The 11,614-nt window shown below is 57.3% G+C and carries 11 protein-coding genes; 9 read left to right on the forward strand and 2 right to left on the reverse strand.

The window, feature by feature from the left end:
- The first annotated feature begins 19 nt into the window (after positions 1-19).
- Positions 20-2,002 carry an MMPL family transporter gene (locus tag CGERO_RS06615; protein ID WP_123934390.1) on the forward strand — a complete coding sequence of 661 codons (1,983 nt, stop codon included), beginning with the start codon at positions 20-22 and terminating at the stop codon, positions 2,000-2,002.
- A gap of 59 nt (positions 2,003-2,061) precedes the next feature.
- Here the strand turns inward: CGERO_RS06615 and CGERO_RS06620 are convergent, their stop codons facing one another.
- Positions 2,062-3,825: an alpha-amylase family glycosyl hydrolase gene (locus tag CGERO_RS06620; protein ID WP_206423888.1), complete on the reverse strand. Its 1,764-nt coding sequence runs from the start codon at positions 3,823-3,825 to the stop codon at positions 2,062-2,064.
- A gap of 233 nt (positions 3,826-4,058) precedes the next feature.
- On the opposite strand from CGERO_RS06620, the gene CGERO_RS06625 reads away from it, so the two are divergent.
- Positions 4,059-4,361 (forward strand): hypothetical protein, encoded by a 303-nt coding sequence (locus tag CGERO_RS06625; RefSeq protein WP_123934392.1) that lies wholly within the window; start codon positions 4,059-4,061, stop codon positions 4,359-4,361.
- A gap of 141 nt (positions 4,362-4,502) precedes the next feature.
- Positions 4,503-5,114 (forward strand): YdhK family protein, encoded by a 612-nt coding sequence (locus tag CGERO_RS06630; protein WP_123934394.1) that lies wholly within the window; start codon positions 4,503-4,505, stop codon positions 5,112-5,114.
- A 4-nt stretch (positions 5,115-5,118) separates the two neighbouring features.
- Here the strand turns inward: CGERO_RS06630 and CGERO_RS06635 are convergent, their stop codons facing one another.
- Entirely contained in the window at positions 5,119-5,472 is a 354-nt protein-coding gene (locus CGERO_RS06635) for a DoxX family protein (protein WP_123934396.1), read from the reverse strand.
- A gap of 137 nt (positions 5,473-5,609) precedes the next feature.
- On the opposite strand from CGERO_RS06635, the gene CGERO_RS06640 reads away from it, so the two are divergent.
- The 6 genes from CGERO_RS06640 (at position 5,610) to CGERO_RS06665 (ending at position 11,537) form a co-directional block, all read left to right on the forward strand.
- Positions 5,610-6,449: an SGNH/GDSL hydrolase family protein gene (locus tag CGERO_RS06640; protein WP_123934398.1), complete on the forward strand. Its 840-nt coding sequence runs from the start codon at positions 5,610-5,612 to the stop codon at positions 6,447-6,449.
- Between the two features lie 276 nt (positions 6,450-6,725).
- Entirely contained in the window at positions 6,726-7,601 is an 876-nt protein-coding gene (locus tag CGERO_RS06645; protein WP_123934400.1) for a hypothetical protein, read from the forward strand.
- Positions 7,602-7,618: 17 nt separating this feature from the next.
- Entirely contained in the window at positions 7,619-8,821 is a 1,203-nt protein-coding gene (locus tag CGERO_RS06650) for an LPXTG cell wall anchor domain-containing protein (RefSeq protein WP_123934402.1), read from the forward strand.
- Positions 8,822-9,028: 207 nt separating this feature from the next.
- Positions 9,029-9,703, forward strand: coding sequence for a DoxX family protein (locus CGERO_RS06655; RefSeq protein WP_123934404.1), 675 nt, complete (start codon positions 9,029-9,031; stop codon positions 9,701-9,703).
- Between the two features lie 176 nt (positions 9,704-9,879).
- Positions 9,880-10,782, forward strand: coding sequence for a hypothetical protein (locus CGERO_RS06660; RefSeq protein WP_123934406.1), 903 nt, complete (start codon positions 9,880-9,882; stop codon positions 10,780-10,782).
- A 143-nt stretch (positions 10,783-10,925) separates the two neighbouring features.
- Positions 10,926-11,537: an SA1002 family membrane protein gene (locus tag CGERO_RS06665; RefSeq protein ID WP_425455492.1), complete on the forward strand. Its 612-nt coding sequence runs from the start codon at positions 10,926-10,928 to the stop codon at positions 11,535-11,537.
- Positions 11,538-11,614: the final 77 nt, after the last annotated feature.

Raw genomic sequence — 11,614 nt, forward strand, 5'->3', positions numbered from 1 at the left:
ATCCTGTAAGGTAGCGGCCATGACAGCTTCCTCGAGCAAAGCTCCAGCTCACACAATGCGTCGATCAAGATGGCTTGCGTTGTTGCTCCTCATCGTTGGCATCACGCTGATGAGCCTCGGCGACAAAGACATTCCCTCCAACACCTTCGGCAATCTACCCGAGGGCTCAGAATCAAGAGCGGTGGCGGAAGCCGTGCAAGGCTTCGAAGACGAGCAGTCTGACAACACTGCCATCGCTGTTTTTTCCAATGAGCAGGGAATCAACCTCAAGGCGATCCAGCCGCTCGCCCAAGATCTCGGCGGTCAAGCGGTACCGTCTGAGGACGGCAAGGCGGCCCTGCTCTTGACCACCATCGAAGGTGGTACGAGCACCGAGGTTGCTAACCAAGTTGACGCGATCCGCACCCAGCTCCAAAGCAATGCACCGGCAAACACCACCGTCGAGGTCACCGGCCCAGCGGCCATCCAGGCTGATCTTGCGAATGTGTTTGATGGTGCCAACTTCCTCCTGCTCGGCGTCACTGCGCTCATCGTTGCAGTACTGTTGATCATCACCTACCGCTCCCCCGTCTTGTGGCTCATTCCGCTTTTGGTAATCGCCGTGGCGGACCGCCTCGCCGCAACCGTCTTCACCTGGGTGCTCAGTGGTTTGGGCATGAGCTGGGATGAGTCCACCGCGGGTATTTTGTCCGTCCTGGTCTTTGGCGCAGGCACCAACTACGCACTGCTGTTGATCTCCCGCTACAGGGATGAGCTGCGTGAAGACTCTGACCGCTTCAGCGCTATGGCGAAAGCATGGAAGCCAACGGCCCGAGCCTGCGCAGCTAGCGCCAGTACGGTAGCACTTGGCGTTTTGTGTCTTCTGCTTTCGGCAGCGCCCAACACCCGCGGCTTGGGTGTGGCCTCGATGGTTGGTGTGGCCATCGCGTTGCTGTTTGCACTGTTCGTCTTACCGGGTGCGTTGGTGACGTTCGACCGCTGGATCTTCTGGCCAAAAGCGCCGAAGGTTGGTACAAAACCCGAGCACAAGCTCTGGGACAAGATCGGGGCTTTCGTCGCTTCGAAGAAGCTCGCGGTAATCGTGGGCTCGCTGGTAATTCTTGGCATCGCATGTGCTGGTTCGCTCAACATGAAGATCGGTCTGGGGCAAGCTGAGCAATTCATTGACACCCCGGAATCCATTGCCGCAACTGACACGCTGAACGAACACTTCCCGGATCAGGCTGCAACACCTGCCACCGTCCTCATCGAAGATCCTGCACAGGGTGACGCCACGACCGCGGCGCTCAAGCAGGCGGGAGCCACTGTCCGCCCGGGTCCAGTGGAAGACGGCGTGGCAGTGGTCTACGCCTCCGGATTGGATACCGAGACGTTGCGTGAAACCGTCCAGCAAGAATCGCTTGCTGCCCTCGTCGGTGGTCCGGATGCAGAGCTGTATGATCAGGCGGACTTCGCGGCCAAGGATCGCATGAAGATCTTCCCTGCTGTACTCGCCATCGTGCTCGTTGCCTTGATGCTCCTGCTACGAAGCGTGGTGGCACCGTTGATCATGGTGGCAACCGTGCTGCTCACCAACGTGGCCGCGATGGGACTGGGCTGGTGGGTTTTCCAGCACGTGCTTGGCTTCGATTCGCTCGCCGAATTGACTCCGCTTTACGCCTTCGTATTCTTGGTGGCTCTGGGCGTGGATTACAACATCTTCCTGGTCACTAGGGCTAAGGAAGAAGCAGAGCGCAACCCTAGTGCAGGCATGGAAGGCCATGTTCGCACCGCGCTATCAACCACTGGTGGTGTGATCACTTCTGCAGGTATTTTGCTGGCCGCGGTGTTTGCTGCGCTAGGCGTACTGCCGCTAGTGGCCCTTGCGCAGATCGGTGTGGTCATTTTCCTCGGTGTTCTGCTCGACACCTTGATTGTGCGAACCATCCTGCTACCAGCAGTCATGATGGTGCTTGGGCAAAAGTTCTGGTGGCCCGCTCAGCCAACCAATCGCTCCTCCTAACAGCAAAGCCCCCGACCCACAGCGAATCTACGTGGTGCGGGGGCTTTCTCGTGCTCAGGTTATGCGCGAGTGAAGATCACAGCGGAGAACGGCCCAACTGACAGGTAAGCGTCCGGCCCTTCCATGTCGGAGGTCTCGTGATTGCCAAAGAGCGCGGAGTAGGTGTTGGCGTCGGAGTTGAACCGCACTCGCCAATGCCCTTCAGGAATGTGAACGTTGGCTGCGCACTCGTAGCGGGAGAAGTTCACTGCTACGAGCACAGCGTTGCCGTCGAGCGTTTCGCGGCTAAACACGAGCAATTTCGATTCGTTGTCCTGATGATGCACGCGGGTCACCGGCCCCTGAAGGCCGGGTGTGGTGCCGTCGAGGTTGCGACGCAGGCCAATAAGGTCAGAAAACATTCTTGCAATGTCGCGGAAGGCCCACGCCTGGCCCCAATCCAGCGGCACGGTGTCACGGAACCACTCGTCTTCCAAGAATTCTTGTCCTTGGAAGAGCATGGGCATACCCGGTGCGGTGAGCACCAACGCCGCACCCAAAGTTGCTCGCTTTTGGGCATCCCAGCCGTCGGGGTTGTCGCCGGCGACTTCGGTGGTCACTCGAGCCGAGCCATTGGCCACCTCATCGTGGGACTCTGTATAGATCACTCGATCAAAAGGATTGAGGTACTCGTGGGTCACGGCGTTGGCCACTGAGTCAACGTTGCGGGAAGCGTCATCGTTGGTGATGAGCGCTTCACGCACGGGGTGCACGAACTGAGAGTCCCACTGGGCGTGCATGTTGCCACCGTCTGGCTCAGTTGAGGACACGGCGGCGAGATTGTGCAGATCCTCCGCAATCGCGACGCGTCCGGGGAATTCTTCACGCACCACGCGCCCCACCTCGTGCATCATAGTCCAGCCCTCTGGGATGTCGTCGGAAAAGCCATCCTTTGAGCGCATATAGGGCGTCATGTCCAGGCGTAATCCGTCGGCATGATAGTCACGCAACCACATGCGCGCATTGTCCGAGATGAAGTCGCGAACTTCCTGGCGCCCATAGTCGGGGCGAGTGTCGCCCCAGGGGGTGGAGCTGCGCCAGTCTTGGTAGAAGTAGATGCCGCCCTTGTCGTTTTCCTGCCAGCCGTCGAACTGCCAAAGCGACAAATCAGATGGACCGAAGTGGTTGTACACCACGTCGATAATCACGGCGATGCCACGGGCATGCGCTTCTTTGATGAAGTGCTTGAGCGCATCCGGTCCCCCGTAAGAAGACTCCACCGCGAAAATGTTCGCGGGGTTGTATCCCCACGAGTAGTCTCCAGCAAACTCCATCAATGGCATGAGTTCCACGCAGTTGATGTTGAGTCCTACCAGGTAGTCGAGCTTCTTGGTGAGGTCCTCCAAGTTGGCGGGAGCGTTATCGTCGCCGTTGTCAACAAAGGAGCCGATGTGGGTTTCATAAATCACGAGCTCGTGCTGGTTGGGGGTGGCAAATTCATCGCCAGACCAGTCAAAATCCGCGTGATTGTAAAGTACGCCGTTGCCTACGGAGTTCGTAACTTTTGTGGCGCGGGGATCGATGCGCATGAAGGTTTGTTCACCGTTGGTGATGGAGAATTGATACTCCTGCCCGGTTGTTGCGTCCGCAACTTCACCGTAGAAGTTGCCGGATTCACCTTCTCTTTCCAAAGGATTGGCGTTTGCGTCCCAGTCATTGAAATCTCCCACCACCGAAACGGCGTCTGCGTTGGGCGCCCAGACACGGAAGGCGTAGCCCTTGCCGTTTTCCTTGTTGAGCGGGATGGCACCCATCCCTGCCACAGCTTCATTTGTGCTGCTCAATAGTCATGCTCCGAATCATTAGGAAGTCTTATTCTCAGCCAATCCTAGACCCACACCCCACATATGTTGGTCGCGCAACCTGAGAATGGTGTGTGAGCTTGCTTTCGTCAAAGAAGCTTTTCGACGCCACGCGCCCGCAGCCTAGGGCGGGTACCCCCGCCGATTGCGCGAAATATGCACAATTGCATATAGTTCCGGACGTTTGAGTAACCAACTGGAGGGAAGACCTTTCAATGCGCCGTTTTACCCGTGCAGCACTCGTGATCGCAGCCGCCAGCTCCTTGGCGCTGACCGCCTGCGGTGACGACAAAGATGAAGACGAAGTGGTTGTTTCCACCACTAACAACGACGGTTCTACCGACACCACCGTGATCGAGACCGATGACCGCGACGACCGTGACGACCGTGACGACCGTGTCGATCAAAACGATCGCGATGACTTGAATGATCGCGATAATCAAAACGATCGCGACGATCTGAATGAACGCGATGATCAAAACGATCACGACGATCACGACGATCAGAAGGATCACTAGTTTCATATCCCGGCCCATGTTCTGGGTCGGGTTTTTTCATGCAGCGCCAATACCGCCAGGTGCTGCTCCCTTTGAGTTACTTACTATAAATTCCTTATACTTCTACGAGCTTTATTCACCAATTTGAAAGGGATTTAGGATATGCGCCGTTTTAGCCGCACCGCTATCGCTATCGCCGCAGTCGCTTCACTCGCACTGACTGCTTGTGGCGACGACAAGGACGAGGACGAAGTCGTAGTTACCACCACCGCCAACGATGGTTCCACCGACACCACCGTGGTTGAGACCGAAGATCACGACGCTCATCATGATCACGCAGCGATGCAGCACAACACCGACGGTGGTGAAGCTCCCGCCGGAATGAATGACGCAGTGAATCCAAAGTTCAACGTGGGCGACAAAGTGCGCATCGACGCTGAGCACATGCCAGGCATGGAAGACGCCATCGGCACCATTAAGGGCGCTTACGCCACCACCGCTTATGAGGTCAATTACGAGCCCACCGATGGATCCCCTCGAGTTGAGGATCACAAGTGGGTCGTGCACGAAGAACTCGACAATCCTGGCGACGCCCCGCTTCGCGACGACACCCCCATCGTCATTAACGCCGATCACATGAAGGGCATGAAGGGCGCAAAGGGCACCGTCGAAGACGCCGAAACCACCAACGTATACATGATCGATTTCGACGCCAACGGTCAGCACTACACCAACCACAAGTGGGTCACCGAGGACGAGCTCGAGAACCTCTAAGGCCTTATTTTCCCAACTTGGCGGCAGCCATCATGAGCGGAAGTTGCAAAGGAAGACGCAACACGCTGATGATCTGCCGCTTTTTGCCATCTCCCTGAAGTGCCTGACGCGCCATTTCAAAGTTCGCCGGCCAGACGGCCAACAACAGCGCCACTGCACTTCGCCCACCCAATTTGCGGGTCTCAGGGTTGGCAATGAGGGCCGCCACCACGCCTTCCGCAACCCCACTGGCGTAAGTCCAGGTTCTGCGGTCACCCGGCATGAAGGGCGGAATGATGGCGTCGAAAGGCTCAGGCTTAAGAAAGTGAAGGGCAGACATTGCCGCGAAAGCGGAGGATTGAAGAACATGGGATTTCATGAATATCGATTCTACACTTGCAGAAAAAGGCATCTGAGCAGTGGTTTTGTCAAGGATAACGAGTTTCTTGTAGCAACTTCAGGGCTTACAATAGGTTTGCTTTTGTCCCCCCCCCCCGAAGCCCTTAGGACCTCAACATGAAGCACTCCCTCCGTGCGGGTGTCGCCATTGCCGGCACCCTTGCATGCGCATTCGTCCAACTGGCTCCCGCCGCCAACGCCGCCATCGCACCGGGCGCAAAGTATGTAGCGCTTGGTGATTCCTTCGCAGCAGTTGGCAGCCTCACTGAAATTCAAGTGCCCCCGAGCGTGATGTGCGGGCAAGCAAAGAACAACTACGCACACGTCGTGGCAGAAAAGTTGGGTCCGGAACTCAACGATGTCACCTGCGGATGGGCCACCACCGAAGATAATTGGGGCCCGCAACAACATCCACTACCCGCCACCGCACTACAAGCACAGCAGGTGGCAGTAACAGCAGACACTGATCTGGTCACGCTCACATTCGGTGGAAACGACAACTTTGCCGACAAGTACCTCGCGGCCTGCATGGGCACTTTCGTGGCAGGCGCAGGCCCCACCTGTAAGGACTTAGTTGCCACCCCCGTCGAGCAGGCGGTGAGCACCATCGGAGGCAAAGTTGAAGCCGTGATCCGCGACGTGCAAGCTCGCGCACCCCACGCCAAAGTGATGGTCGCCGGCTACTACGAGCTCACCAACGCCAATGTGCAATGCTTCCCCAACGTCCCCACCCGCGCTGCCGACCGCGAGTTCATCGCGGATTTCATCGGCTCGCTGAACAAGCAGCTTGCAGCAGCCGCCGCAGCTACCGGCGCAACTTTTGTGGCTGCACTTACCGACGGTGACATGTGCACCGAATCCACCTCGCTGCTGGGTGTTACGGAGAACGCGGTTGGCTTCCACCCAACGGGCGTTGGCCAGGCACGTATGGCTGACGCGATTATCGCGGCAATGTAGGAATTGCAGCCAAGGCGGGACGCTCAGGTGTCCCGCTTTTTGCGTTGGGTGAGGTCGCGGCTCGGAGACGTGAGCTGAGGCTGCCGGGGATGAAAGATCGATTGCTTTGGAGATCATGGGGCAAACGGGGAGGCAAGTACAACGTTTTCGCAATGAAAAGCGAGAAGCATTGCATAGGAAAAGTGCCTGCTAGCTTTTCGTTGTAACATTCCAGACGGTCGAGATATAAACCATATACGCCCAAAACGTTTTTGTTTTTCCAACAAGAAGGAATGTATGAAGCATCGTCTGAGTGCGGCCCTATGCGCCGGCACCCTCGCCGCAGCCTTGCTCCCAGCAACTGCTCACGCGGCCCCCAACGACCCAACCGTTGAGGCCACCCCAACCTCAGAATCACAGCTTGCACCAACGAGCACCACTGAATCGGAGCCAGAACAGTCCGAGGATTCTGGCAACACGGATGCAGTGGAATCCGCTACTGCAGATCCAACGGCTACGGCCAAGCCAGCCGCAGAAGCCCAGGATGCCGAGCCTGACGAGCCCACTACATCAGCGACACCCTCGAGCAGCGAAGATGATGCCCCACAGGAGTCCGCTGTCTCGAGCGCGGCTCCCGCGATCGACTACCCATCCTTCTACTATGTCGACGCCAAGACGGGCAAAGCTCTGCCAGGCGGCACCGCGAGCGTGACGGTCACCGATACTTCTACGGGCGCGAGCGAGGAAATGAACCAGCTCGTAATCGAAGATCATGGCGCCCAGCTCGCTCGGGAGCTCATTTTCAACTACCCCGATGGGAAATCAAACGGTGAGCCCGTCGATGTCTTCGATATCAAGGTGGTGAATGCACCTGCTGGCTATAAGGCGCCGGAGAACTCCAGCGGTTCCATCAAGGCCACCGACAACGGCTGGGATGCCACCGGCGCAATCAAGGAGATCGCACCCAACCAATTCGTGATCGAGATGGAGCAAGACTCACCAGCCGACCGCGTTGCCGGAACCGAGGATAAGCCCCCACAAGCGACCGATGGGTCTCTCCCCTTTTTGTCAATGTGGATCGAGCCACCGGTGAAGTCATCGGCGGTTCCTTCTGGGGCGGCGAGAGCTGTGTTGCCCCAGAAGGAAGCGGAGAAGTCGTCTGCGAGAGTCTAGATTACTACGATTTGCCCATGCGGACTGACGGCCTGTGGTTACATCAAAACCTTGAATTGGTAAACCCAACGACCAAAGACAAGATGAAAATTGAGCTGCGCAATAGGCAGGCCGCCCCCAACTGTGAGCTCATCACCGAACCAGTGTGGTACAAGTACGACGGCGATACCGGCACCACCTCCGTATACGGCGCAGGCGTTTACGAGATGGGTACTCGACCGATTGGCGACGCCGAAAACCCCGTCTACGCGATCCCCACCGATTGCAAGCCAGTGCCGATCTGCGATGCCGATGATGGACTCGTAACCCAGCATGACCCCAATTACCGTTACAGCAGCCGCGAAGAAGACATGATCGTACCCATCTTCAAAGTTGGTCGCGACAATTCGCGCGTGCTGTCCGGTTCTTATTGGTACTTCGAGCAATACCTCCAGGATGCCGATGGCAACTGGAAGCTCACCAACCCCGGCGGCGACATCATTGAAATGACTGGCGACGGCAGGTTCTACACCCGCGACATCCTTTTGACCCCCGATGTGGAACATGAGATTATCCAGTTCCACGAGGTTCAGGCGCCCACCGGCTACGCCGTGGATAGCACCAATTACGTGTTCGAACGCGACGGTTTGGGTGCTGAATGGAATATTTACGAAGGCGGCAAGGTCAATTTCGACGAGGACTCCCGGAGTCTTTCGATTGACACCGCAAATGTTGTCACTGATCCCGCAAAGCAGCACGTGGTTCGTATGAGCGACCGCAACATCGCGATCCTGGATCAAACTACCGACGGCAAGGAATGCCAGCCCACCGAGCCTTCCGACCCTACAGACACGGAAACCACCGACTCCACGGATCCGGAGACTTCCGAGGAAACCACCGACCCCACGGATCCGGAAACTTCCGAGGAAACCACAGTTCCCGCCAAGCCTTCGGTGAGCGTGAGCGCTTCCGTCGAGGTGAGCGCTTCTGAGGCGCCAAGCTCCTCAAGCGATGCTTCTGAGACTCAATCCTCTGATGCGCCAGAATCGTCGGAGTCCTCGACCTCCAACGCGGTTGCTGGCAGCAATGGCGGTTATGGCGGATCAAGCTCGAGCAGCTCCAGCTCAAGCAGCCGTAGCCTCGCTAATACCGGCGCATCCGTACTCGGTTTGTTCATCGCCGGTTCGGCCCTGATCGCTCTCGGCTTCGCCCTCGTAACAGCGCGACGCAAGAAGCAGTAGCGCCTCGAAGTTTTCGAGCACAATGGCCCAGTGACGTGCAGCATTGCACGCCTGCTGGGCCTTTTGCTTTTCGACGCCACCGCGGCCAGCCCATTGCCAATAAGCAAGGTAAGTGACGTGCTTCACTTAAAGAAATGTACAGCGTATTCAACACAATTCCACATATAAATATGCACTTACACTTAGCAACCGGTAGCGTGAGTGGACATGACAACTTTACGCGATATCGCTCTTTTGATTTCCCGCCTTCTGCTGGGCGTCGTGCTCATCGCCCACGGGTGGCAGAAGTTCAACACCTGGGGAATTGCAGGCACCACCGAAGCTTTCCGCGGGATGGGCGTGCCGAGCCCTGAGATTGCCGCTACCTTTTCCACCTACTTTGAACTCGTCGCCGGCGCTCTGTTAATTCTGGGCTTCCTGGTTCGTTTCGTCGGCCCGGTTCTCTTGGTGCAAATGATCGGCGCCTACTGGTTCGCCCACCGCGGCAACGGCGTCTTCATCGACGAGGCTGGCTGGGAGCTTGTGGGCGTTATCGCTGCAGCAGGTCTGGCCATCTCCGCTGCTGGCGCTGGCCGCATCAGCATCGACCAGCTCATCGCAGGCCCCATGCGTAAGCGTCGCCAGAATAAGCGCATCGAAGAGGCCAACGAGAAGGGCATTGCAGTCCAGCACGCAGACGGTTCCGTCACCCTGCCTGCTGACAGCGCCGCTGCTCAGCAGGTGACCACGCAGCACACCGCTCAGCCCACTGAGCACGTGCAGCACACTGAACCTGTGCAGCCCACTCAGCCGGTGCACCGCACCACCGCACCGCAGCCTGAAGGCCACACCGTGATTGCCGAACAGACTCCGACCAGCAACCTCAACAACGATCTGCGCTAGTTCTTCACAAGCAGTTCAACCCGCCCAGGCGCATCCGCCGAGGGCGGGTTTTTGCGTTGCTGACGTTACCAATGATGCTGATGGGGCGTCGAAAAGCAAGATCTGCGTCGTGTCGAGCAATGCCCCGCAAAAGAGGTTAAGATTGTGAGGCACTTGTGCCAGGAGAAGTTTGGAGTATGCCCTTGAACGCAAAGAAATGGCTCGTCGGAATGGTCGCGACCACGATGGTTCTACCCACCGGCATTGCGCACGCAGCCCCGGAGCCGACCACCCACGTTCAGATCAACTCGGATAAAGAGCTGTTCGAGAGCAGCAAAGCCAGCTTCGACCCCTCCCTGGCGCGTACCGAAGGACTCGAAGCGCTTCGCGAATTGCGCGGCGAAATGTGGGACAAAAACCCCGCATTCCGTGGCTACGGCTACGAAGGGTATGACAATGACCTGCGCGCCGCTGCGTTCAAAGAGGGCATCTACACCAAAGCGCAATATATGGACGTCACCATCGACGCCGACTACACCTGGATCGCGATTCAACGCGCTTATGAGGCATCCGAAGTCTTCGCGCACAAGCGTCCCGACGGCAGCGGCATCGACACCGCCACGATCGATGGCCACGGATCGAAGAACGAATCGCTTGCCGCCGACGTCGATTCCCTATCCGAGGCCATCCTGAAGACGTGGGGCGAAAGCGAACTCAAGGCATTGAAGAAGAACAAGGGCGCTTGGAACTCCGACAACGAGCACCTCATCCAACTGCTTCACCCGAAGATGCGCTACTACGGCTTTGGTGCCGTGGAGGTTCGTGGCAGCGAATACGGCACCTACTACGCGGCCATCAGCGAGGAAAAAGCTGCAGGCGAGAAAGCCGACAAGGACAACACTCCCGAAGGTGAGCAAACGGTCACGCTGCATCGTGCGCCCACCGAGAAGGAAGCCGGCAAGCGCGCAGAGGCGAAGGCCGAGAAGTCTGACGCCGCCAACGCCGAGGATAAGGCCCAGCAGAACACTGAAGGCGCGAGCGAAGACCGCCCGTTCGTGGAGGTCAAGAAGCTCGAAGACATCATCCAACCCCGCGGCTAACACTGCTTCACCGCCCCTGACACAGGCCTGCCACAGGGTGCTCTTGCCGGCCCAGGTAGCATGCCAGTTACTACCCAACGACTGGCAGCTACACTCGAACGCCGAAACCAATTATTGAACGAGAAACGAGCCTAAAAGCAGTGATGGCGTTATTTGCGATCGCCACGATCGCCATTATCTTTTATCTCATCGATCTGCTGGTCTACCGTGGTCAGCGTGATTTGAACCCCACCACTTTCCTCAAGGTGTTGGCAAACTTCATTATCATGGGCGTAACCAGCGCAATTTTCCTGCTGCTCGTGATCTTTCTCATCTTGGCAACGCTGGCAATTTTGGATGTAACTATCCACAGCTTCTCTCAAGAAGAACTGCTTGGACGCATCGACGGCACCGAAATGCTCTTTTTCATCTTCGTCATTATCTTTGTGGCCGCGATCCTCCACTTCCGCTTCCGCGAAACGCTGCTCAAACGCCGCCTACTCTTCCACTTCAACGCCGATGAATACGTGATCAACGAATACCTGATCCAGTGGTCCACGATTTACCTGGCGGTGTATCAGTTCATGTTCGACGGCATCAAAGACGTAGCGAAGGAATTGGTTGCATCCGAGACCTCACAACAAATCTTCAACATTGTGCTCTCCCCCGAGAACATCAACCTGGCAGTGCAACCGTTGCTCATCTGCTCATGGATTGCGCTGGTAATGGAACGCCTGCGCTTTTCCAAGGGGCTGGGTGTACACGCCAAGAAATAGCTTTTCGACGCTTGCGGCGTCTTGAATCTTCTGAGCAGGCACGATGTGGCTTATCGCTGTTCGCACTCTAGCGGGAA

The organism is Corynebacterium gerontici, from assembly GCF_003813985.1.
In the GTDB taxonomy this organism is placed as follows: Bacteria; Actinomycetota; Actinomycetes; order Mycobacteriales; family Mycobacteriaceae; genus Corynebacterium; species Corynebacterium gerontici.